21 protein-coding genes and 3 tRNA genes are annotated in these 22,994 nt (G+C 68.5%); 12 read left to right on the top strand and 12 right to left on the bottom strand.

Annotation, left to right across the window (positions count from 1 at the left end):
* Positions 1-32: 32 nt before the first annotated feature.
* From FEK34_RS11430 to FEK34_RS11405, 6 genes are all read right to left on the bottom strand, one after another.
* Complete coding sequence (locus tag FEK34_RS11430; RefSeq protein WP_138447821.1) at positions 33-878, bottom strand: SDR family oxidoreductase; 846 nt, start codon at positions 876-878, stop codon at positions 33-35.
* Positions 879-1,097: 219 nt separating this feature from the next.
* Positions 1,098-2,144: a ribosome small subunit-dependent GTPase A gene (gene rsgA / locus FEK34_RS11425; RefSeq protein ID WP_138447820.1), complete on the bottom strand. Its 1,047-nt coding sequence runs from the start codon at positions 2,142-2,144 to the stop codon at positions 1,098-1,100.
* A gap of 194 nt (positions 2,145-2,338) precedes the next feature.
* Positions 2,339-3,331 (bottom strand): galactofuranosyltransferase GlfT1, encoded by a 993-nt coding sequence (gene glfT1, locus FEK34_RS11420; protein WP_249358994.1) that lies wholly within the window; start codon positions 3,329-3,331, stop codon positions 2,339-2,341.
* Entirely contained in the window at positions 3,328-4,170 is an 843-nt protein-coding gene (gene wzt / locus FEK34_RS11415) for a galactan export ABC transporter ATP-binding subunit Wzt/RfbE (RefSeq protein WP_138447819.1), read from the bottom strand. The genes glfT1 and wzt overlap by 4 nt, the downstream gene beginning before the upstream one ends.
* A gap of 14 nt (positions 4,171-4,184) precedes the next feature.
* Positions 4,185-5,072, bottom strand: coding sequence for a galactan export ABC transporter permease subunit Wzm/RfbD (wzm, locus tag FEK34_RS11410; protein WP_373365044.1), 888 nt, complete (start codon positions 5,070-5,072; stop codon positions 4,185-4,187).
* Positions 5,073-5,246: 174 nt separating this feature from the next.
* Positions 5,247-5,852: a bacterial proteasome activator family protein gene (locus FEK34_RS11405; protein ID WP_138447818.1), complete on the bottom strand. Its 606-nt coding sequence runs from the start codon at positions 5,850-5,852 to the stop codon at positions 5,247-5,249.
* A 95-nt stretch (positions 5,853-5,947) separates the two neighbouring features.
* On the opposite strand from FEK34_RS11405, the gene FEK34_RS11400 reads away from it, so the two are divergent.
* Positions 5,948-7,150 carry a cysteine desulfurase-like protein gene (locus FEK34_RS11400; protein WP_138447817.1) on the top strand — a complete coding sequence of 401 codons (1,203 nt, stop codon included), beginning with the start codon at positions 5,948-5,950 and terminating at the stop codon, positions 7,148-7,150.
* 176 nt (positions 7,151-7,326) lie between these two features.
* On the opposite strand, the gene FEK34_RS11395 is transcribed toward FEK34_RS11400, so the two are convergent.
* Entirely contained in the window at positions 7,327-8,328 is a 1,002-nt protein-coding gene (locus FEK34_RS11395) for an NAD(P)H-quinone oxidoreductase (RefSeq protein WP_138447816.1), read from the bottom strand.
* Positions 8,329-8,650: 322 nt separating this feature from the next.
* Here FEK34_RS11395 and FEK34_RS11390 point away from each other — a divergent pair, with 322 nt between their 5' ends.
* The 5 genes from FEK34_RS11390 (at position 8,651) to FEK34_RS11370 (ending at position 12,164) form a co-directional block, all read left to right on the top strand.
* A complete protein-coding gene (locus FEK34_RS11390; RefSeq protein ID WP_138447815.1) occupies positions 8,651-9,826 on the top strand; it encodes a lactate 2-monooxygenase in 1,176 nt (391 codons plus the stop codon).
* Positions 9,827-9,964: 138 nt separating this feature from the next.
* Positions 9,965-10,375 (top strand): MarR family winged helix-turn-helix transcriptional regulator, encoded by a 411-nt coding sequence (locus FEK34_RS11385; RefSeq protein WP_138448113.1) that lies wholly within the window; start codon positions 9,965-9,967, stop codon positions 10,373-10,375.
* Positions 10,376-10,408: 33 nt separating this feature from the next.
* Positions 10,409-10,496: transfer RNA gene (locus FEK34_RS11380), tRNA-Ser, on the top strand.
* Positions 10,497-10,626: 130 nt separating this feature from the next.
* Positions 10,627-11,010, top strand: coding sequence for a hypothetical protein (locus FEK34_RS11375; RefSeq protein WP_249358991.1), 384 nt, complete (start codon positions 10,627-10,629; stop codon positions 11,008-11,010).
* A 92-nt stretch (positions 11,011-11,102) separates the two neighbouring features.
* Positions 11,103-12,164: an alpha/beta hydrolase gene (locus tag FEK34_RS11370; protein WP_138447814.1), complete on the top strand. Its 1,062-nt coding sequence runs from the start codon at positions 11,103-11,105 to the stop codon at positions 12,162-12,164.
* 178 nt (positions 12,165-12,342) lie between these two features.
* Here the strand turns inward: FEK34_RS11370 and hisC are convergent, their stop codons facing one another.
* The gene (gene hisC, locus FEK34_RS11365) at positions 12,343-13,422 is read right to left on the bottom strand and encodes a histidinol-phosphate transaminase (RefSeq protein WP_138447813.1); all 1,080 of its coding nucleotides are present in this window, start codon (positions 13,420-13,422) and stop codon (positions 12,343-12,345) included.
* 96 nt (positions 13,423-13,518) lie between these two features.
* On the opposite strand from hisC, the gene FEK34_RS11360 reads away from it, so the two are divergent.
* The 4 genes from FEK34_RS11360 to FEK34_RS11345 all read left to right on the top strand — a co-directional run bounded on the left by FEK34_RS11360 (position 13,519) and on the right by FEK34_RS11345 (position 15,087).
* Positions 13,519-14,256 (top strand): dienelactone hydrolase family protein, encoded by a 738-nt coding sequence (locus FEK34_RS11360; protein WP_138447812.1) that lies wholly within the window; start codon positions 13,519-13,521, stop codon positions 14,254-14,256.
* Between the two features lie 91 nt (positions 14,257-14,347).
* A tRNA-Ser gene (locus FEK34_RS11355) sits at positions 14,348-14,437 on the top strand.
* 36 nt (positions 14,438-14,473) lie between these two features.
* Positions 14,474-14,546 (top strand) — tRNA-Arg (locus tag FEK34_RS11350).
* A 256-nt stretch (positions 14,547-14,802) separates the two neighbouring features.
* On the top strand, positions 14,803-15,087 hold the full coding sequence (locus FEK34_RS11345) for a hypothetical protein (RefSeq protein WP_138447811.1): 285 nt from the start codon (positions 14,803-14,805) through the stop codon (positions 15,085-15,087).
* 58 nt (positions 15,088-15,145) lie between these two features.
* Here the strand turns inward: FEK34_RS11345 and FEK34_RS11340 are convergent, their stop codons facing one another.
* The 4 genes from FEK34_RS11340 to FEK34_RS11325 form a co-directional block, all read right to left on the bottom strand.
* Positions 15,146-15,853 (bottom strand): maleylpyruvate isomerase family mycothiol-dependent enzyme, encoded by a 708-nt coding sequence (locus FEK34_RS11340; protein WP_138447810.1) that lies wholly within the window; start codon positions 15,851-15,853, stop codon positions 15,146-15,148.
* A gap of 86 nt (positions 15,854-15,939) precedes the next feature.
* Positions 15,940-16,866: a formimidoylglutamase gene (gene hutG / locus FEK34_RS11335; RefSeq protein ID WP_138447809.1), complete on the bottom strand. Its 927-nt coding sequence runs from the start codon at positions 16,864-16,866 to the stop codon at positions 15,940-15,942.
* Between the two features lie 10 nt (positions 16,867-16,876).
* Entirely contained in the window at positions 16,877-18,052 is a 1,176-nt protein-coding gene (gene hutI, locus FEK34_RS11330; protein WP_138447808.1) for an imidazolonepropionase, read from the bottom strand.
* Between the two features lie 9 nt (positions 18,053-18,061).
* A complete protein-coding gene (locus FEK34_RS11325; RefSeq protein WP_138447807.1) occupies positions 18,062-19,498 on the bottom strand; it encodes a purine-cytosine permease family protein in 1,437 nt (478 codons plus the stop codon).
* Positions 19,499-19,834: 336 nt separating this feature from the next.
* On the opposite strand from FEK34_RS11325, the gene FEK34_RS11320 reads away from it, so the two are divergent.
* Positions 19,835-21,241, top strand: a complete 1,407-nt coding sequence (locus FEK34_RS11320) for an amino acid permease (protein WP_138447806.1) — start codon at positions 19,835-19,837, stop codon at positions 21,239-21,241.
* A 39-nt stretch (positions 21,242-21,280) separates the two neighbouring features.
* Positions 21,281-22,861 carry a histidine ammonia-lyase gene (gene hutH / locus FEK34_RS11315; protein ID WP_138448111.1) on the top strand — a complete coding sequence of 527 codons (1,581 nt, stop codon included), beginning with the start codon at positions 21,281-21,283 and terminating at the stop codon, positions 22,859-22,861.
* Positions 22,862-22,994: the final 133 nt, after the last annotated feature.

Genomic DNA, 22,994 nt, shown 5'->3' with positions numbered 1-22,994 from the left:
GAGCCGTGGTGTTCGGGACGGATTGAAACCGGTCAGAGGAACAGGTCGGTGGTCAGCGGTCCGTCGCCCGGGGTGACGCGGTACTTGTCCAGGTCGGTGATGCCGTGGGCGGCGAGGACGTCGTCGTCGATGAAGAAGTTGCCGGTGGTTTCGGTCGAGGGGGAGGTCAGGACCAGGTAGGCGGCGTCGGCGTAGATGTCGGGGGTGCGGGAGGTTGCGACCATTTCCTCGCCGCCGAGCAGGTTCTTGACCGCGGCGGTGGCGATGGTGGTGCGCGGCCACAGCGAGTTGACGGCGATGCCGTCGGACTTCAGCTCTTCGGCGAGACCGAGGGTGGTCAGCGACATGCCGTACTTGGCGATGGTGTAGCCGAGCGAGGAGCCGGCCCATTTCGGGTCGAGGTTCAGCGGGGGCGACAGGGTGAGGATGTGCGGGTTGCGCCCGGCCGCGGCGGATTCGCGCAGCGCGGGGATGCACAGCTTCGACAGCAGGAATGTGCCGCGGCAGTTGATGTCCTGCATGAGGTCGTATTTCTTCATCGGCAACGCGTCGGTGGGCGAGAGGTCGATGGCCGAGGCGTTGTTGACCACGATGTCGATGCCGCCGAACTGCTCGATCGTCTGGCGCACGGCCTCGGCGACCGACTCGTCGATGCGCACGTCGCCGACGAAGGGCAGCACCTTGCCGCCGGCGGCCTCTAGTTCGGCGGCGGCGGTGTGGATGGTGCCGGGCAGTTTGGGATGCGGCTTGTCGGTCTTGGCGATCAGGGTGATGTTCGCGCCGTCGGCCGCGGCCCGCTTGGCGATCTCCAGGCCGATGCCACGGCTGCCGCCGGACATGATCAGCGTTTTACCCGCGAGCGGCTTCGATTCGGTCATTGACTGCTCCTGTCGTGTCCGCCGCGGTGCGACTCCGCGGCCATCCGCTTCTCGACACTAAGCGTAAACCCGAGCCCTATGCAACCAGTTGCATAGGGTGTGCCAGTGTTGTGTCTCACACTCGCCCGGACTGGTCGAGTTGCCGGTTTGCCCTGGTCGGGAGGGTGCGCGCAGGCCACGGGACCACCGATCACCCCGATGGCCCCGCCGCCCTGCGGTTCAGCGCCGCGAGTTCTTCTCCCGGAACATCCGCCGATGCTGTTTGGAGATATCGCGCCAGACCTTCTCGCGCTCGGCACGCAGCCGCTTATCGCTGCGCGCGGCCATCCACTCGTTCTCGCGCGCGAGCTTGCGGTAGTTGTCGAGCCGCCGCTCGGTGAGTTCGCCGCTGTCGATGGCGGCGCGCACCGCACACCCGGGTTCGGCGTCGTGCGCGCAGTCGGTGAACCGGCAGTCGGCGGCGAGCGATTCGATATCGCTGAAGGTGCGGCCGATACCGTCGGACGCATCCCACAGGCCGACACCGCGGAGACCGGGCGTATCGATCAGCGTCCCGCCGCCGGGCAGCGGACGCAGTTCGCGGTGCACGGTGGTGTGCTTGCCCTTCTTGTCGACGGCGCGAACATCGTCCGTGGCGAACACCTCTGCGCCGAGCAGCGCGTTGGCCAGCGTCGACTTGCCGGCACCGGATGGTCCGATCAGGGCGACGGTGCCGTCTAGCAGGGCGGTGAGCACATCGAGCCCGTACGCGCTGGTGGCGCTGACCGCGACGACGGTGGCGCCGGGTGCGACGGCCCGCACCTCGTCGAGCGGAAGATGCTCGGCCGCATCGGCTTTGGTGAGCACGACGACGGGTTGCGCCTGCGACTCCCAGGCCAGGGCGAGCATGCGCTCGATCCGGCCGAGGTCGACGTCACCGTCGGCGGGGGTGCAGATCAGCACCGTGTCGACGTTGGCGGCGAGCACCTGGGCACGCGAATCCCGTGACGCGGTGGTGCGCACGATCGCCGAGCGTCGCGGCAGCAGTCGCCGCACGGTCATCGCCGCGTCGATGAGCACCCAGTCACCGGTGCACAGTCCACTGATGTCGGAGTCCGAGCGCGGGCAGATCGCCCGGCCGAGGCCGGTGGGTGTGGCGACATCGCATTCGCCGCGGTCCATCCGGATCACCCGTGCGGGTACGCGATCGGGCTCCAGATGTGCGGCGTAATCGAGCCGGACGCTGTCGGTCCAGCCATAGGGAATCAGCAGGTCGTAATCGACCATGGTGAGAGAACCTCCGTGAGGGCGCCGAGCCCACGACGGGGCTCAGCGAGTTGAGTACGAGATGGAGTTCGGTCCGCCGGCCTGCACAGCCGATCCGGACACGACAATCCGCGCGACGTTCACCACGAACTCCACCTCCTCATTCACCTCGGTCTGCCCAACTCTCACACGCGGTCCTGGCCCGCGCAACCGAATTAATCCGACTCCGGCTTCCCGAACTGCTCGTGCCGTCCCAGGCTGCGCAGATGGAACCATTCGCGCAGCCCGGCCGGGTCGCGCCGGGTGACCAGGAAGAACCAGGAGAAGCGAATCCATTCCTGCGGCAGCAGTTTGCGCATACCGGGCTGCGACATGAGGTAGCCGCGGTTGCGGTAGGTGAAGTAGCGCTTGACCGGATCGTCCGGGTACTGGGTGTGCATGCGGCCGCCGAGGATCGGCTTGAATTCGGCGGCGCCGTTGGGGTGCAGGTACGCGGTTTGCAGGCAGGTGCCGAACGGCAGCCCGGAGCGCACCAGCCGCCGATGCACCTCGACCTCGTCGCCGCGTACGAACAGCCGCAGATCGGGCACCCCGATGACGTCGATCGCCCGCGCCGAGATGAGCGCACCGTTGAACAGCGACGCGATCCCCGGCAGGAAATCCTCCTCGCCGAGCTCCGAACGCAGCCGCCGCCACACCACCCCACGCCGCAGCGGGAAGGCCAGCCGGTCCGGCTCGTCGATATCGCAGACCACGGGGGACACCTCGACCAGCCCGTGCCTACCCGCGCAGTCCAGCAGCGTCGCCAGCACCTCGGGGCCTTCGGGCCTGCCGTCGTCGTCGGCCAGCCACACCCAGTCGGCGCCGAGGCTGAGCGCGTGCAGGATGCCGAGCGCGAAACCGCCCGCGCCGCCGAGGTTGTGCGCCGAGCCGAGGTAGGTGGTTTCCACCGGCTGATCGCCGACCAGTTCGGCGACCTCGGGTTCGTTGCCGTTGTCGACGACGATGAGATGGTCGACCGGCCGCGACTGGGTGGCCAGCACCTTCAGCGATTCGGCCAGCAGTTCGCGCCGCTTGTGGGTGACGACGACGGCGACGATGCGAGCGGTCGCGCCGGTATCGACTGCCGCGTGTTCGGCGGAGGTCGCGGACTCGACCGGGGACGCCCCGGCAGCGATCGGGGTGTTCTTCCCGGTCGGCTCACTCATGTCTGGTTCGGCTCCAGTTCTCGTTCGGCGTCGTCGGCGGCCTGCTCGGCTGCCAATTCGGCAAGGACGGTCGCGACGTGATTACCCGCCTCCGGGCCCTCGTAGGCCCGCACCACTTCTTCGATACCGCCGTGCAGCCGGACCTGGCCGTGATCGATCCACAGGGCCGAATCGCAGAGCTGGGCGAGGAATTCGTTGGAATGGCTGGCGAAGACCAGGATGCCGGATCGGGCCACCAATTTCTGGAGGCGCAGCCGGGCTTTTTTCATGAATTCCGCGTCGACCGCGCCGATGCCCTCGTCCAGCAGCAGGATTTCCGGGTCGATCGAGGTGACGACGCCCATCGCCAGCCGCACCCGCATGCCGGTGGAGTAGGTGCGCAGCGGCATCGACAGGTATTCGCCGAGTTCGGTGAAATCGGCGATCTCATCGATCTTGGCCATCATCTGCTTGCGGGTCTGGCCGAGGAACAGCCCGCGAATGATGATGTTCTCGTACCCGGAGATCTCCGGGTCCATGCCGACACCGAGATCGAAAACCGGCGCGACCCGGCCGCGAATGCGGGCGCTGCCGCGCGAGGGTTCATAGATCCCCGACAGCAGCCGAAGCAGCGTGGATTTGCCCGCGCCGTTGTGCCCGACCAGGCCGATCCGGTCGCCTTCTTTGAGCGAGAGGGTGATGTCGCGCAGCGCCTCGACCACCACGACGTCGGACTGATTGCGCCCGATCGCGCCGCCGGCCTTGCCGAGGAACGCCTTTTTCAACGACCGCGATTTCGCGTCGAAGATGGGGAACTCCACCCACGCGTTGCGGGTTTCGATGCTCACATGATCTGTCATCGCTGCATCGGCTCCTATACCCAGTACGGCACGCGCGAACGGAATTTCTTCAGGGCGAACACCGCGGCGATCCAGCCGACCACGGTGATCGCGCCGACGATGCCCCAGTGATAGAGCCGCTGATCATCGCCCAGCAGCGGCGCCCGCACGATTTCCAGGTAGTGGAAGGTCGGCACGATTTCGGCCAGCTTGGCCCGGTCGGCCACATCGCCGCCCTGTTCTTGCAGGCTCTTGGTGTTCCACATGACCGGCGTCAGCACGAACAGCATCAGCGTCATGCTGCCCAGAATCGGCGCGATATCGCGGTAGCGGGTGCTGAAGATGCCGAACAGGATCGATACCCACATGGAATTGGCGAAGATCAGCAGCAGCGCCGGTATCGCGAAGACGACCGTCCAATGCAGGTTCTGCCACACCCCGAAGGCGAGCAGCACCACGAAATAGATCGCGAAATTGTGCGCGAAGAACAAGAACTGCCGCCACACCAGCCGGTAGACGTGCACGCTCAACGCCGAGGGCAACTGCTTGATGAGGCCCTCGTTGGCGATGAACACATCCGAGCCCTCCAGGATGCTGGCCTGGATGACGTTCCACACGATCAACCCGACCGCCACATACGGCAGGTACTCGCGCAGCGGCTGCCCGAGCAGCGCCGCGTACAGGATGCCGATGGCGGTGGCCTGCACGCCGGTGGCGATGGTGATCCAGAACGGGCCGAGCACCGAGCGGCGGTAGCGCTGCTTGATGTCCTGCCAGCCCAGCGATAGCCACAGCTCGCGCTGGCCGAAGCCGTCGCGCATGTCCTTGAACGCGCGGGCGAACGATTGCGAGTCCGAGACCAGCGGTTCGGCGGGCTCGACGGGCGCGGTGACGGTGGGTTCTGAGGTCTGTTCGTTACTCACATCGGAAACCGAGTCGGGGCGAGCGGCAGCGGCGGGCACGGTGGTCGACACTACTCGGCCGAGCCGTGCCGGGCCCCGCCAGCATTGCCGCCCGGCCGGGTCAAGGCCCGGAGGAGGCAGCGGAGTGTAACCACGCAGGTCTCCCGGCCGGGCGCCATTGAACATTGTCCAGGGTTACAGATACTGGCCGGTGCCGCCCATGTGGCCGTGCTGGGCCGCCCGCTGGTCGCTCGCGTGCACGCCCGGCGGCAATGCCCCCTGACGCATCTGCTCCAGCTGCGCCCGCGCCGCCATCTGCTGGGCGAACAGCGCGGTCTGGATGCCGTGGAACAGGCCCTCCAGCCAGCCGACCAGCTGGGCCTGGGCGATGCGCAGCTCGGCATCCGATGGCACCGACTCATCGGTGAACGGCAGCGTCAGCCGTTCCAGCTCCTCGCGCAGCTCCGGGGCAAGGCCCTGCTCCAGCTCGTGGATCGAGGACTTGTGGATCTCACGCAGCCGGGCGCGGCTGGCGTCGTCCAGCGGTGCCGCCCTGACCTCCTCGAGCAGCTGCTTGATCATGGTGCCGATACGCATGACCTTCGCGGGCTGCTCGACCATGTCGGCCAGCGATTCGCCGGAGTCATCGCGCTCGTCGGAGTCGTTGGTTTTCTCGTCGCCGTTCGAGACCACCTGCGCGGTGTAGGGCGCGTCCGATTCCTTGCCGCTGGGTAGCAGCAGGGGGCGTCCTTCGGGTCCGATAACGACGACGGGATCCGATGCGTCATCCGAGTGCGTCATGGTCTCTATCATGTCGCGTCGGGCGCCGACGTGCTAAAGACGGTGGCTGTGGGGAGGGTTACGCGGCCTCACCCGCTGCCCTTAGAGTGGCCAGCATGACTTACGACGTCGCACGGGTTCGGGGCCTGATACCGTCCCTGGGCGACGGCTGGATCCATCTCGACCCGCAAGCGGGCATGCTGGTTCCGGATTCGGTATCCCGGGCCGTGTCAACAGGTTTCCGTACGTCGTCGTTTTCCCACGTGGGCCGCCATCACGCAGCCAAACGCAGCGCCGCCATTCTGGACGCGGCGCGCGAGGCCGTCGCGGACCTGGTCGGCGGTGATCCCGCCGGCGTCGTGCTCGGACCCGATCGTGCGGTACTGCTGGCCTGGCTGGCCGAATCGCTGAGCTCGCGCCTGGGGCTCGGTACCGGGATCGTGCTGTCGCGCCTGGATGACGAGGCCAATGTGGCCCCCTGGCTGCGCATCGCCAACCGCTACGGGGCGCATGTGCGCTGGGCCGAGGTGGAGATCGAGACCTGCGAGATGCCCGCCTGGCAGTTCGAGGAGCTGATCGGCCCCACCGCGCGCCTGGTCGCGCTGACCGCCGCCTCGCCGATCGTCGGCTCCGCGCCTGCGGTCCGGGTGGCCGCCGACCGGGTGCACGAGGTGGGCGGGCTGCTGGTCGCCGACGCGTTCGGTGCCGCGCCGTACGCGCTGATCGATATCGAAGAGCTCAATGCCGACGTGGTCGCGCTGAGCGCACCGTCGTGGGGCGGTCCGCAGATCGGTGCGCTGGTCTTCCGCGATCCGGCGTTCCTGGATCGCATCCCGTCGATGTCGCTCAACCCGTATGCCAAGGGTGCTGAACGGCTCGAGGTCGGCGGGCATCAGTACTCGCTGCTGGCCGGGCTCACCACCTCGATCGACTACCTCGCCGGGCTCGACGAACGCGCCACCGGCACCAGACGCGAACGCCTGGAAATCTCCATCACCTCGTTGCAGGACTACCACGACCAGCTGTTCGAGCATCTGATGGACACCCTCGACAAGATCGACAACCTCACCGTCATCGGCCGCGCCTCCACCCGCATCCCGACCGTCAGCTTCACCATGGTCGGCCTGCAAGCGGAGAAGATCGCCGCCAAGCTGGCCGACAACCGCATCGGCGTGCTCAGCGGCACGCACGGCGGCAGCCGGTTGCTCGACGCGCTCGGCGTCAACGATGAAGGTGGTGCGGTGACCGTCGGGCTGGCGCCGTATACGACGAAGTTCGAGATCGATCAGCTCGGCCGGGCGCTCGCGGCGCTGGACTGAGGCGAGACGAACAAGCATCGGTCGCCTGGTCGGCCGGTTCCTCATGCGCACCGGAACTCGCCCGCCGGACCTTCACATCGAAGCCGTCGCGGCGGTAGGTGGCCCCCCGGTGAGCGCGGCGCCGCTGGTGAGCCATCCGCAGCCCGCTCGCTCGACCGGCAGCCGAGGCGATGAACTCAGTAATCACCGATCCGCAGGACGACCTTGCCCACCGTGTCGGGCGAATCGAGCAGCGCGTGCGCCTGGCCCACCTCGCTGATCGGCAGTTCCGCCGCTATCACCGGAACCACCGCACCCTCCGTGACCAGCGGCCACACATGCTTGCGGACCTCGCCGATGATCTCGGCCTTGCTGCCAGGCCCGGACGCAGGACGGCCGCGCAGGTTCGTCGCCCGCACCGCCGCGCGCTTGCCGAGCAGCGCCGCGAGGTTCAACTCGGCCTTCGCCCCGCCCTGCAATCCGATGACGACCAGCTGCCCGTAGGTGGCCAGCGCCTCCACATTGCGGGCCAGATAGGCGGCACCCATATTGTCCAGAATGATGTCGGCGCCCGGCCCGCCGCTGCCCTGCTCGGCGCGAATGACCTCGACGAAGTCCTGCTCCCGGTAGTTGATCAGGATGTCGGCGCCCAGCTCGGCGCACTGTTCCAGCTTGTTCGCCGAACCCGCCGTCACCGCGACACGCGCACCGAGTCGCTTCGCCACTTGGATCGCATGGGTGCCGATGCCGCTGCCGCCGCCGTGGATCAGCACCAGCTGTCCGGCGCGCAGGCCTGCGGTCATCACCAGGTTCGACCACACCGTCGCCGCGACCTCCGGTAGCCCGGCCGCCGCGCCCAGATCGAGCCCGTCCGGGACGGGCAGCAGCTGCCCGGCCGGCGCCACGGCCCGCTCGGCATAGCCGCCGCCGGACAGCAGCGCGCACACCCGATCACCCACCGACCAGTCACGCACGCCCTCGCCGACCGCCGCGATCACGCCCGAGCATTCCAGCCCGGGAATCTCGCTCGCGCCCGGCGGCGGCGGATAGTGCCCCTTGCGCTGCATGATGTCGGCCCGGTTCACCCCGGCCGCCGCCACGTCGATGAGCACTTCGCCGGCACCGGCCTCGGGTTCGGGCGCGTCCGCCCACTCCATGACCTCCGGCCCACCGAATCCGTTCAACGTGATCGCACGCACGCGCCCATACTGCCGGACCGCCCCGCCGCCCGGCCATCGCGGGAGCTCGTCGAGCGCTACATGGCCGAGGCATCGCCCGAGTAGGGGCCACGGTGGTGTAACTCTCGGTGCAGGATCGCCACGGGTGAGCGGGCTGGGCGGGGATTGCTGCAAGTGATCGGCGGTGACGCCTGTGGTGGCGCGAGAGTGGCGGGCGAGCGTGGCATGGCGAGAGGGGTGTCGGTGCCGCGAGAGCGGCGCGGTGTCGCGAGAGTGCGGACGGCGCTGCGGATTCGCCGAGTGTGGGCGCGGTTACGGGAGGTAGGCGCTAGCGTCTTCGACCGTGAGCAGCTTCATCGACTTTCAGAATGAGATCTACTTCCGTGGCCTCGGTGGCGAGGTTCCGGAACTGCCGATGACGGCCGATGGTCTCGAGGAGCGCGCCCGGGAGTTGCTCGGCGCCGAGGCCTTCGCCTACGTCGCGGGGAGCGCGTCGGGCGAGCGGACCGCGCGGGCCAACCGCGCCGCCTTCGACCGCTACCGGCTCGTCCCGCGCATGCTGCGCGGCACCACCGGCCACGGCACCCGCGATCTGTCGGTCGAGGTGCTCGGCACCAAACTGGCCGCGCCGGTGCTCACCGCGCCCGTCGGCGTGCTCGAGCTGCTCCAGGACCGGGGCGAGACGGTGGTCGGTGAGGTCACCAAGGAGCTCGGGGTCGGCATGGTGCTGTCCACGGCGGCGTCGTCGACCATCGAAGAGGTCGGCGCGGTGTCGGGGCAATGGTGGTATCAGCTGTACTGGCCCGCCGACAACGATCTGGCGCGCTCGTTCGTCCAGCGGGCCGAGCAGGCGGGCGCCAAGGCCATCGTCGTCACCGTGGACACGCCCTCGCTCGGCTGGCGTCCACGCGATCTGGAGCTGGCGCATCTGCCGTTCCTGATGGGCAAGGGCATCGCGAACTACCTGTCCGATCCGGTGTTCCGCGCCAAACTTCCCGCCGCGCCGGAGGACAGCGAGGACGCCATGCGCACCGCGATCCTCACCTGGGCCGGGCTCTTCGGCAACCACACTCTGCGCCCGGCCGATATCGCGCACCTGCGCGAATGGACCGATCTGCCGATCGCGGTCAAGGGCATCCTGCACCCCGACGACGCCAGGCAGGTGGTCGACGCCGGCGCCGACGCGGTGGTGGTGAGCAATCACGGTGGCCGTCAGGTCGACGGTTCCATCGCGGCGCTGGACGCGCTGCCCGCCGTCGTCGCCGGTGTCGGCGATCGGGCCGATGTGCTCTTCGATTCCGGAATCCGCACCGGCTCGGACATGCTCATCGCGCTGGCGCTGGGAGCCAAGGCGGTGTTCTACGGCCGACCGTGGGCCTACGGCCTCGGCATCGCCGGCCACGACGGCGTCCGGCACGCGCTGCGTCTGCTGCTGGCCGACTTCGATTCGGCGATGGGCCTGTCCGGTCACGGGAAGGTCGGTGATCTCTCGCGCGACCTGCTGGTGACCCCGCGCTGAGCGCGACAAGGGTAACCGGCCGGTAACTTCGCTGGTGGGGCGGCATAGAATACCGACGTGCCTACCAAACCAAGCGGTCGCGTTTCCGCTGAGCCGGAGTGGCTGACCCCGGCTCAGCAGAACGCGTGGCGGGCCTTCATGGACGGCCACCTCCGCTTGATGACCGCGTTGAACCGGCAGCTGCAACGCGACAACGATCTGAGCCTTGCCGAATACCGCATCCTGGTACTGCTTTCCGAGGCGCCGGGCCGTGCGCTGCGGATGAGCGAACTGGCCGACGGCGTGCTGTCCTCACGCAGCCGCCTCACCCACCAGATCCGCCGGATGGAGGCCCAGGGCCTGGTGCGCCGCAACACCTGTGTCGAAGACGGGCGCGGCGTGCTGGCCGAGCTCACCGACACCGGAATGCGCAGGCTGTCGGAGGCCGCGCCCGGTCATGTCGAGGCCGTGCGCAAGGGATTCATCGACCTGCTCACCCCGGAGCAGCTCGACGTCATCGCCGATGTCTTCGGCCGCATCGACCTCGAGGCCCTCTCGGACGGCCACTGACTTGCCCGCCCGATCGGTTACGATCGTGGACCTGGAGACGTGGCAGAGCGGCCGAATGCACTCGCCTTGAAAGCGAGCGTCGTGAGAGCGACCGGGGGTTCAAATCCCTCCGTCTCCGCCACCAGCCCGCGCCGACGGCCGGTTCTTCCCGGCCTCGGCGGGCGGCGCCGCCCGATACCGATCGCGTCCCAGCGTGCGGACACGCCGCGATTATCGAGTGTGTCGTGCACTGCGAGTGTTTCAATGCGGCTATGACGTGGACCACCATCGCTAGATCCCTGAGCTTGCTGGCCGTGGGTACCGCGGCCGGTCTCACCCTCGCCGCTGCCCCCGCGCAGGCGAGCGACGCCAACCCGCTGGACTGTTCGGGCGTGCCGCACGCGCAGGGCATCGCCGACCGCCACAGCGGTATTCGTGGCGTGCCGGTGGTGCCGGTGTGCATGAACAACAAGGTCTACATCGGGATCCCGCTGGCCGTCTCGCCGCTGGCGAACATCACCCTGCCCGGCACCACCACCGTCTGCCTGGTGGAACGCGAAACCGTCGAGGCCGCCGCGCGATTCGAATGGCGGCGCGAGCAGCACGTGGTGCCGATGTGCATCGCCAATCGCGCCTACGGCGTCTACGAACCCTGATCCCGGTCATCCGTGCTGGTCGCCGGGTGAATCCGCGCCCGGCGCGCTTTTCGGCGCGGCGACCGGGCGGGCGCTTCTGGCACTATGGCCACATGCTGTCACGGCGTGGACCGCGGCGCCGGCTGTCCGGCGCGCTGGTGAGCGCCGCACTCTTGATCGGTGCGGCGGCGATCGGCGCCCCCCATTCGACGGCCGCGCCCGCTGAGGAACAGGGCACCGGATCCTCCGACGGACCGGGCATGGCCGAGCAGACCAGGCCGATGCCGGCGCGCCCGAGGATCAGCGGCGTCAGCGAGATCACCGACCGCAGGCTGCGGGTCTACGTCGATTCGCCCGCGATGAGCCGGACCGTCGAAGTGCAGGTGCTGTTGCCGCGCGATCGCAGCGCGCCCCGGCCCACCGTCTACATGCTCGACGGCCGCAGCGCCGTCGAGGACAGCAACAACTGGATCGAACGCGGTGGCGCGGTGCCGTTCTACGAGGACAAGAACGTCAACGTGGTGCTCACCGTCGGCGGGCCCGCCAGCTACTACACCGACTGGCAGCGGCCCGATCCGGTGCTCGGCACGAACATGTGGGAGACGTTCCTGACCAAGGAACTGCCCCCGCTGATCGACGCCCGATTCAACGGCAACGGCCGCAATGCCCTGATGGGTGTGTCGATGGGCGCCGAGGGGGCGATGATGCTCGCGGTGCGCGAACCGCGGCTCTACGCCGCCGTCGCCGCGCACAGCGGCTGCTACACCAGCGGATCCGATCTCGGGCAGGCGCAGGTTCGCGCCGTGATCGCCACCTACAAGGGCGATCCGGACAATATGTTCGGCGAGCCCGAAGACCCTGCCTGGCTGGCGCACGACGTCACCCGGAACGCGGAAGCGTTGCGCGGCAAGGCGATCTACCTGTCCTCGGGTAGCGGCGTGCCCGGCAAGTACGAGGTCCCGAGTAACCCGGAACTTCTCACCGCCATCGGCTTCGGCAGCCCGCTGGAGGCGGGCACCAACACCTGTACCCGCCGGCTTATCGACCGGCTCAATGCTCTCGGCATCGCGCATACCGCGAACCTGCGGCCTACGGGCACCCATTCCTGGCCGTACTGGGCCGACGAGCTGGTCAGCTCCTGGCCGACCATCGCGCGCGGGCTCGGCGTGGAGTGAGGATCCGCGGGTTCGGCGCCGTCTGAACAGCGGGCGCGTCGGCGTGGAGTGAGGACCCGCGAGCTCGGCACCGCCTGATCAGCGGGCTGGTCGGCGTGGCCGCAGGATCGAGCGGCACGGCCCTGACGTTCCGGGGCTCGGCCGCCGCCCGACGCTCGGCAGAGGCGATAGCCGAGGTTCAGCCGGTGAACCGGGCGGCGACCGCCGGATCGGTGGCGAAGCTCAGGAACAGATCGTTCTCGTGCGGATCGCCGGCGGTGACGCGCACCCCGTCGCCGGCGAACGGCCGAACCAGCACCCCCGCCTCGGCGCTCGCCTCGGCGAACGGGACACTGTGCTCGCCCAGCGCCAGCCACACGAAGTTCGCCTCACTCGGCGGCACCCGGTAGCCCGCGGCCAGCAAGGCATCGCGCACCCGGTCACGCTCGGCGATCAGCGGTTCGGTGCGATCGAGCAGCTCATGGCGTGCCTCCAGCGAAGCGATCGCGGCGGCCTGCGCCACCCGGTTGACGCTGAACGGGATGTGCACCTTCAGCAGCGCGGTGATCACCTCCGGGGCGCCCACCGCATAGCCCGCGCGCAGCCCGGCCAAACCGTAGGCCTTCGAGAAGGTGCGTAGCACAACGACATTGGGCCGGGTACGGCCGAGCTCGACGCCGTCGGGGCGGTCCTGCGGGGTGAGCCGCATGTACTCGTAGTAGGCCTCGTCCAGCACCACGAGCACGTTGTCCGGCACGGTGTCGAGGAAGCGGGTCAGCGCCGCGCGGCCGACCGCGGTGCCGGTCGGGTTGTTCGGATTGCAGATGAAGATCATCTTGGTGCGTTCGGTGACCGCCGCGGCGATCGCATCCAGATCGTGCACCAGCTCCGGGTCCAGCGGCACCGGCACGGCCTTGGCATTGCCCACCTGGGTGACGATCGGGTACGCCTCGAACGAGCGCCACGCGAACAGCACCTCGTCGTCGGGGGAGGAGCAGGTGATCTGCACCAGCTCCTGGCACAGCGCGACGCTGCCGCAGCCCACCGCGACGTTCGCCGGGGAGACGCCGAGGAACTCCGCGAGCGCCGCCCGCAGCTCGGTGACCTGATTGTCCGGGTAGCGGCTCGACAGCTCGGCCGCCTCGGTGATGGCCTTGAGGGCGGCGGGCAGCGGACCGAAGGTGGTCTCGTTGCTGGCCAGTTTGACCGCACCGGGATGGTTGCGGCCGGGGACGTACGCCGGAATGGAATCGAGGTCCGGCCGAATCTGCGCGGTCACCCCCCAACCATATGCCCGGCGCCGGAATTTCCGTGCGCGAGGGCCTCTCACGTGCAATTTCTCCCCAAGATCAGAAATCGGTCCTACGCTGGATTCATGTCGGGCACTTATGACGATCTAGCGCCGCTGCGCGTCGGGGACGACATGGCAACCGAGGGTGAGCTCGAGCCGGACCGGCGCCCGGCCGCGCACCAGCAGGTGCCCATCACCGTGGTCGAACCCGAGGGCAATGCCCGTGGCGGCATCGTGTTGCTGCACGAGTCCAGTGAGTTCACCGGGCCGTTGCTGGAGCTCATGCAGGCGTTGGCCACCGAGGGCTGGACGGTCGTCGCGCCCAACCTGTTCCACCGCGCCACCGACACCCCGACCACCGGGGTGTTCGGCGACGAACTGTTCGAGGATTTCGACGCCTGCTTCGACTGGCTCACCCGGCGCGGGGTGTTCCCGGACTGCATCGGCGCGCTCGGCTTCGACACCGCGGGCACCGCCGCCTTCCTCGTCGCCACCAACCGCCCCATCGGCGCCGCCGTCAGCGTCGCGGCCCCCGGCATCGTGAGCCCGCTCACCGATAAGGCCGAGGCGCTCGTCGACGCGGCCCCGCGATTGCAGGCACCGTGGCTCGGCCTGTTCGGCGAGACCGATCCGAACACTCCGCCGGAGGAGGTCGACCGGTTGCGCGACGCCGCCGCCCGCGCCGAGGTGGCCAGTCTGGTGATCAGTTATCCGGGTCTGCTGCACCGCGCCGACAAACCCGGCGACGACGAGGAGGAGCGCGACGATCTCATCGACGCGCAAACCAGGATCTTCGACTGGTTCGACAGCAATTTACGCTAACTACCAGCCGTTTTGCACTCTGTGGATCGGCTACTGTAACCTTGCTGCTCGGCGGTTCGAAAGGACCGGTGCCCTCGAAGAGAAGGCTCCAGGAGGCGTGCCAGAGCGGCCGAATGGGACTCACTGCTAATGAGTTGTCCCTTCACGGGGACCGGAGGTTCAAATCCTCTCGCCTCCGCCAAGCCCGGGAAACCGGGTGAACAACTGAACACCGCATGCGCCCGTAGCTCAACGGATAGAGCATCTGACTACGGATCAGAAGGTTAGGGGTTCGAATCCCTTCGGGCGCACGTCAGAAGGCCCCTCCCGGTTCGGGAGGGGCCTTCGTCTCGTACCGGGGCCTATTTTCGGACTATATTCGCCGTTCGATCGGCACCCGACCGGACGGCATCCGCGGCGCCTGCCGCAGCGAGGTTCCCCTCGAGATTCCCAGCTCGAACACTCGGTGCCTGCCCTTGGGCTCACCACTGCTGGGGAACACCGCTGCCTCGCCCGTAGGCTCCCTTCGTGAAACTTGGAATGCTCTCGTGCATAGGTGCTCTCACCGTGGCTGCGGTGTCCGTGGTGGCGCCGTCCGCCTCGGCTTTCCCGACCGGTTCGTTCGGGGGCGGCGGCGACGGTAGGCAAGTGGTGATGATCGACGGCACGATGGAGCTGAGCAACCTCGACCAGTGCTGGGCCAGCGGATTCCCGCGGGAGATCGAGGTCGAGAATCGCAGCGACCGCCCGTTCCTGCTCTTCGGCTCCGACAACTGCACCGGTGCCCCCGTGGCGACCGTCGCCCCGCACAGCCGCCTGATCCACCACGGCTGGTCCGGCAAGGCCGCCTGACGACCGATCCGCGAGCGGTGCCCGGACGCAGATGTTCGCCGGGCACCGGCTCGCCCTACTACTTCCAGTCCGGCACCGGAGGGAGCGGCTGCGGCAGGGATGCGGGGGTGCCGCGGCCCAGCAGCCAGACGAGGACGTCGGCGGCGGGCCCGGTGACAGTCGTCGTGGGGGCTCCCGCGCCGATGGTGGTGAACCCCGGCGTGACGATCTCGAACGGCTCCGCAGCCGACTTGCTCAGCCCGGTCGCCGCCTCGGGCAGCAGCCGGTCGACGAACTCGGCGGGCCAATCGGTGTGGCTGTAACCGGCGGCCAGGTCCACGTGATGGACCTCGACCTCCTGCCAGCGCATCCACACCACCTCCGTGGCCGGGATGGGCCTGCCCTGGCGGGTGCGGACCTCGGCCTGCCACTGCTCGGGCGTGAGGATCCTGGCCATACCTTCGAGCCGGGCGGCCGACTCCACGAAATCGGTGCGCTGCTCGGCCAGCGGGCGCGGAGCACCTTCCTCGATATCGTGGTCGCGAATGAAAGTGCTGGCGTACTGCGGGGTTTCGATGCCGGTGCGGGCCCACAGGAACAAATTGACCAGACTGTCGGCATTGCGGCACAGATGGGCCAGCACGTGGCCGCGGGTCCAGCCGGGCAGCAGCGACGGCTCCTTCAGGGCCGCGTCGTCGAGGGCGTCGATCGTCGTGAGCAGACGCCGGGTCGAATCGGTGACGGTATCGAGCAGCGCCAGGGCCGCTTCGTGAGATTCGCTGGTCACGGAATCGAGATTAGTGGGCGACGATCGGGTGGGCGGCGGGCTCGGCTGCGGGCGCAGCCGCCTGGCACGGGCGGCCGCCCGCGCGTTCAGCTCGGATTCGGGTCGTACGGCACGTGCCCGGTGACGATCCGGTGGATCAATCGCGCCGCCGTCCGCGCGGTCCGGTTGTCGATATCCAACCCCGGATTCAGCTCCGCCACATCCACGACGGCGAGTTTGCCGCTGGCGGTCACCCGATCGCAGACCGCCTGGATCGTCGCGAGCGGAATGCCGAACGCGGCCGGTGCGCTGACGCCCGGTGCGACCGACGCGGGTAGCACATCGAGGTCGATGGTCAGGTAGAGCAGGTCGATACCGCCCACGAAGTCGTCGACGAAGGCGAGTGCTGTCTCTCGTTCGCAGTCGTCGTCGAGCAGAAACCGCACGTCGTATTTCGCCGCGGTGTCGAACAGCGCGGCGGTATTGCTCGGCTGGCTGATGCCGAGCACGGCGTAGCGCACCGCACCGTCGGCTTCCAGGATCTGCCGGAACGGGGTGCCGGAACTGGGGACGGGGTCGGCCCGCAGATCGAAATGCGCGTCGAGGTTGAGGATTCCGATCCGGGCGCCCATGGCGCGCCTGGATCCGGCGACGCCGAGGTAGGTGCCGTAGGCGATCTCATGCCCGCCGCCGAGCACCACTGGGAAATGGCCGGCGTCGAGCACGCTGGTGACGGTGGCGCCGAGCGCGCGCTGGCCTTCCTCGAGCCGGTCGTCGCGCACGGTGACGGTGCCCGCGTCGTAGGCCCGATGCGGTCGCGCCAACGCCATCGGCGCCAACGCCTGCCGCAGCGCGTCGGGCCCGGCCGCCGCCCCCACGCGCCCTTTGTTGCGGCGCACTCCTTCATCACTGGCGAATCCGACGAACACGCACGCGCCGGGGTCGACCCCCGCGCCATACGGTTCGACCACCTGATGCCAGCGCAGATGCTCGGGTGTGGTGCCGTCGGTGCGGCCGGTCCAGCGAGGTTGCATCGTCGGCTCCTCAGTTCGAGTAGGCGAGTGTGCCGTCGCGCCACACTCGGCTGATCAGCGGCACACCGGGCCGGTAGGCCAGGTGCAGATGGGTGGGTGCGTCGAGGGCGAGCGCGTCGGCGCGGGCGCCGGGGGTGAGCGTGCCGACGTCGGTGCGTCGCAGCGCGCGAGCACCGCCCGCGGTGGCCGCCCACACCGCCTCGTCGGGCGTCATGTGCATATCGCGCACCGCGATGGCGATGCAGAACGGCAGGCTGGTCGTGTAGCTGGTGCCCGGATTGCAGTCCGCGCCCAGCGCCACCGTCACTCCGGCGTCGATCAACGCCCGCGCGTCGGGATAGCTGCTGCGCGTGCAGAAATCGGCACCGGGTAGCAGGGTGGCCACGGTGTCGCTGTGCGCGAGGGCGTCGATATCGGCGGCGTTCACATGCGTCACGTGGTCGACCGAGGCCGCGCCCAACTCCACCGCGAGTTGCACGCCGGGCCCCTGCCGCAGCTGATTGCCGTGCACGCGCGGGATCAACCCGTGCGCGATGCCCGCGGTCAGCACGGCATGCGCTTGATCGCGGTCGAACGCGCCCTGCTCGCAGAACACGTCGATCCACTTCGCGTGCGGCGCGCACTTCGGGATCATCTCGCCGACCGCCATCGCGACGTACTCGTCGATGCGCCCGGCATACTCCGGCGGCGCCACATGCGCGGCCAGCAGCGTCACCTCGTCGGTGTAGCGGCCTGCGACCTGCACGCTGCGCAGCTCATCGGCCACCGACTGGCCGTACCCGGATTTGCACTCGACGGTGGTGCTGCCGGCGCGCAGCGATTCCTCCATCAACCGCCGCACGTTCGCCGCGAGCTGCTCGTCGGTGGCGGCGCGGGTGGCTTCGATGGTGGTGCGGATTCCGCCGGCCGCGTACTTCTGCCCCGACATCCGGGCCGCGAACTCCTCGGCCCGGTCGCCGGCGAACACCAGGTGCGAATGCGATTCGACGAAGCCGGGGAGTACGGCGCGTCCGTCCAGATCGTGTCCGGTGTCGGCGGCGGGGGCGTCGGCGGAATCACCGACCCACGCCACCACGCCGTCGTCGAAGACGACCGCCGCGTCCCGCCGCAGCCCCAGCGGTCCGTCGCCGAGAGCGGGATCATTGGTGACGAGTAGTCCGATGCCGGTCAGTGCCGTGGTTGCCATGGATGACTCCTAGATCCGGGTGTCGACCATCTCGGTATGCGAGGGGTAGATCATCTGCGCGGGCGGGTTGTTGGTGCGTGTGGCGACCGGGTAGTAGATGGCGCCGGTGAACACGATGCCGACGATCCACGAGATATCGGCGCCGCCGAGCACCTCGGTGACGGGCCCGGTGTACATCTTCTGCGCCAGGAACGGGATCTGGGCGACGACACCCAGCGCGTAGCAGACCAGCGCGGGCACATTCCACGATCCGTAGCGGCCCTTCGGGTCGTACAGCGCGGGCAGATCGATGCGTTCCTTGGAGATCAGGTAGTAGTCGATCAGGTTGATCGCGCTCCACGGGGTGAACACCATCAGCAGCACGAGCACGAAGTTCTTGAAGTTCTCCAGGAAGTCCGCGCTCGCGGCGATCGCGATCAGCATCGACACCCCGACGAACCCGAGGATGTAGAGGGTGCGCGCGGTGGTGGAGATGTGTGAGCGGCCGTTGAACGCGGTGACGGTGGTGAGGATCGACATGAACCCGCCGTAGGCGTTGAGCACGTTGACCGTCAGCTTGCCGACCACGATCACCAGGTAGATCAGGAACGCGAGGGCGGCCGGTCCGGCCAGCTCACCAAGGAACCCGACCTGATTGCCGAGGAAGGCCTCACCCGCGACGGCCGCGACCAGCGCGCCGAAGGTCATCGACCACTGCGAACCGATGACGCTGCCTGCGAAGGTGGACCAGAAGGTGGTGCGTTCGCTGGTGCTGCGTGGCAGGTAGCGGGAGTAGTCGGCGACGTAGGGGCCGAAGGTGAGCTGCCAGCCGGCGCCGAGGGAGATCGCGAGCAGGAAGGTCACCGCGTCGAATCCGACGATGCCGAGGTAATCGCCGACGTTGTATTCGGTGAACAGCCGGACCGCCAGGTAGCTGAACCCGATGATGCCGATGACGGTGGCGACCCGCCCGACCATGTGGATCAGCCGATAGCCGGTGATCGCGACGAAGGCGGTGAGCCCGCCGAAGATCAGGATGCCGATCGTAGGGTTGTCGATGCCGAGCATCTTGTTCACGGCCTGCCCCGCGAGCACGGTGCCGGTCGCGGCGAAGCCCAGGTACATCAGGATCACCAGCACCAACGGCACCACCGCGCCCTTGACGCCGAACTGCGCGCGGCTCGAGATCATCTGCGGCAGCCCCATCCGCGGCCCCTGCGCCGAATGCAGCGCCATCACCGCACCGCCGAAGACGTTGCCGATGAGCAGTCCGACGATGGCCCAGATCGCGTCGGCGCCGAAGACGACGGCCAGCGCGCCGTCGACGATGGCCGTGATCTGCATATTCGCCCCGAACCACAGCGTGAACTGGCTGCGCGGGGTGCCGTGGCGCTCGTTGTCGGGGACGACGTCGATCGTGCGACGTTCCAGGGTGAGCAGGTCCTCTTGGGTGCCGTCGTTCTTCATGGCGGTGCCTGACTTTCTGCGGCGAAATCACTGCGGTGCGACTCGGCTTGCGGCGCCTCACAACGGTCCCATGTTGTGTGTTGGATCACGCCACACCGGATATGTATATGCCTGTATAGACAGGCTGTCAAGGGCCGCCTTCGGGCGCTCGTTTCGGTGTGACCTGGATCGCGGGATTTGTCCCGAGCGCATCGAACGGCAAGAGTGGCGAGGCTGGGGGGCGTTGACATTCCTGTATAGACAGGCTTATACATGTAGGCCGATGTGACCCCACGCACATCGATGCTCGAACCGCATTGCTCGACCGCTGCCCCTTTTCGAAACCGGGAGTTTGGTGTGAACACAACCGCCCAAGCGCTGACGCGCGGCCTCACCGCCCGCCACATCCGATTCATCGCACTCGGATCGGCGATCGGGACCGGCCTGTTCTACGGGTCGGCCGAGGCCATCAAACGCGCCGGGCCCTCGGTGCTGCTGGCCTACCTGATCGGCGGCGCCGCGATCTACATCGTGCTGCGGGCGCTGGGGGAGATGGCGGTGAGCAACCCGGTGTCGGGGTCGTTCGGCGAATACGCCAGCAAACACCTCGGGCCGCTGGCCGGGTTCATGACCGGCTGGACCTACACCTTCGAGATGATCATCGTCTGCCTCGCCGACGTCACCGCGTTCGGCGTGTACATGGGCTTCTGGTTCCCCGACGTGCCGCGCTGGATCTGGGTGCTGGCGATCATCTTCTTCATCGGCGCGATCAACCTGCTGCACGTGAAGGTGTTCGGCGAGGTCGAGTTCTGGTTCAGCCTGGTCAAGATCGTCGCGATCCTGGCCATGATCGCCGGCGGCATCGCCATCCTGATCTTCGGATTCGGCGTGCACGACACCAGCACCGGCGTGAGCCACCTGTGGGAGGACGGCGGGTTCTTCCCCGAAGGGTTCGGCGGATTCGTCGCCTGCTTCGCGATCGTGATGTTCGCCTTCGGCGGCACCGAGATCATCGGCATCACCGCAGGTGAAGCCGAGAATCCGGAGCGCACGATTCCGCGCGCGATCAATACCGTCCCGGTCCGGATCATGCTGTTCTACGTGCTGACGCTGGCCGTCATCATGGCGATCAACCCGTGGCAGAGCATCGGCTCCGAGGGCAGCCCGTTCGTGCAGATCTTCTCCGGCCTCGGCATCGGCCCGGCGGCCACGGTGCTCAACATCGTGGTGATCACCGCGGCGCTGTCGGCCATCAACAGCGATATCTTCGGTGCCGGCCGGATGATGTTCGGGATGGCCCAGCGCGGCCAGGCGCCCGCGGTGATGAAGCAGGTCTCCCGCAACGGCGTGCCCTGGATGACGGTGGTCATCATGACGATCACGCTGCTGGTCGGCGTGCTGCTCAACTACCTGATCCCGGACAAGGTGTTCCTGGTGATCGCCTCGATCGCCACCTTCGCGACCATCTTCGTCTGGCTGATGATCCTGCTCTCGCACTACCGCTCGCGGCGCCGGATGAGCGCCGAGGAGGCCGCGGCCTTGAAGTTCCCGGTGCCGTTCTGGCCGTACGGGCAGCTCATCACCATCGGGTTCCTGGTGTTCGTGATCGGCGTGATCGCCTTCGACGACGACAGCCGCGTCGCCTTGGTGGTCGGCGTGGTGTGGCTGGCGCTGCTGTTCCTCGCCTATCGCCGCTGGGTGCGTCCGGCGCCGGCCGAGCCGGATGTGGTTCCGGTCGTCGCCCCGGTCACCGAGTCCGCCTGATTTCTTCTACCTATTTCGAAACGGAGAACAATCGTGAGTATGGAGACCTTGCCGCGCGCGGAGCGAGCAGTGGCGGGCAACGCCGATCCGGTGATCGTCGGGACCGGTCCGGTGGCACCCGAGGACGTGGTGCGGGTGGCCAGGTACGACGCCCCGGTCCAGCTGTCGGAGGACGCGCTGTCGGCGCTCGCGGAAAGCCGCAAGCGGATCGAGGCACTGGCCGCCGACCCGAAGCCCGTCTACGGCGTGTCCACCGGGTTCGGCGCGCTCGCGGTCCGGCATATCCCGCTCGAGCTGCGCAAGCAGTTGCAGCGCAGCCTGGTGCGCTCGCATGCCGCCGGTTCGGGTCCCGAGGTGGAGCGTGAGGTGGTGCGCGCGCTGATGCTGCTGCGGCTGTCCACGCTGGCCACCGGCCGCACCGGCGTCCGGCCGCAGGTGGCGCAGGTCTATGCCGCGCTGCTGTCGGCGGGCATCACGCCCGTCGTGCACGAATACGGCAGCCTCGGCTGCTCCGGCGATCTCGCGCCGCTGGCGCATGTGGCGCTCGCGGTGATCGGCGAAGGCACCGTGCGCGACGCCGCCGGTGAGCTCATGCCCGCCGCGCAGGCGCTGGCCGCCGCCGGTATCGAGCCGGTGGAGCTAGAGGAGAAAGAGGGCCTTGCCCTGATCAACGGCACCGACGGCATGCTCGGCATGCTGGTGCTGGCCTGCCACGACCTGCGCAAGCTGCTCCAGCTCGCCGACGTGACGGCCGCGATGAGCGTGGAGGGCCTGCTCGGCACCGACAAGGTCTTCGCCGCCGACCTGCAAGCCCTTCGCCCGCAGCCCGGCCAGGCCATCGCGGCCGCGAATATGACTCGGCTGCTGAAGGATTCGGCGATCGTCGCCAGCCACGCCACCCCCGACTGCACCGTCGTCCAGGACGCCTACTCCCTGCGCTGCGCCCCCCAGGTCGCCGGCGGCGCCCGCGACACCCTCGCCCACGCCGAACGCGTGGCGGCGTGTGAGCTGGCCAGCGCCGTCGACAACCCCGTCGTCACCCTCGACGGCCGCGTCGAATCCAACGGCAACTTCCACGGCGCCCCCGTCGCCTACGTCCTCGACTTCCTCGCCATCGTCGTCGCCGACGTCGCCAGCATCAGCGAACGCCGCACCGACCGCTTCCTCGACAAGGCCCGCAACCACGGGCTCCCGCCGTTTCTCGCCGATGATCCCGGCGTCGACAGCGGCCACATGATCGCCCAGTACACCCAGGCGGCCATCGTCTCCGAGCTCAAGCGCCTGGCCGCCCCCGCCAGCGTCGACTCGATCCCGTCCTCGGCCATGCAGGAAGACCACGTGTCCATGGGCTGGTCCGCGGCCCGGAAGTTGCGCCGAGCGCTCGACGGCCTGACGCGGGTGTTGGCCATCGAAGCCCTCACCGCCGCCCGCGCGCTGGACCTGCGCGCCCCGCTCGAACCGTCCCCGGCCACCGCCGCCGTCCGCGCGGTGTTGCGCGAGCACATCGAGGGTCCCGGAGCCGACCGGCATCTCTCGCCCGAGATCGAAAAAGCCGTGGAGCTCGCGGCTTCCGGTGCGCTGGTCGCCGGCGCGGAAGCGGTGATCGGGCCGCTGGACTGAGCTCGCCTGCTCGCGGAACCTCCGCTGCCCCTGTCGTTTGCGGCAGGGGCAGCGGCGCATCACTCATCCTCCGACCGCCGCAGCTCCTTCACCATCTCCTCGAGAGTCCGCGGTTCACTCGGCATCCCATACC

The sequence above is a fragment of the Nocardia cyriacigeorgica genome (assembly GCF_005863245.1).
GTDB lineage: Bacteria > Actinomycetota > Actinomycetes > Mycobacteriales > Mycobacteriaceae > Nocardia > Nocardia cyriacigeorgica_C.
Note: the sequence above shows the minus strand (reverse complement) of the source record. Positions and strands in the feature narration are given on the sequence as shown.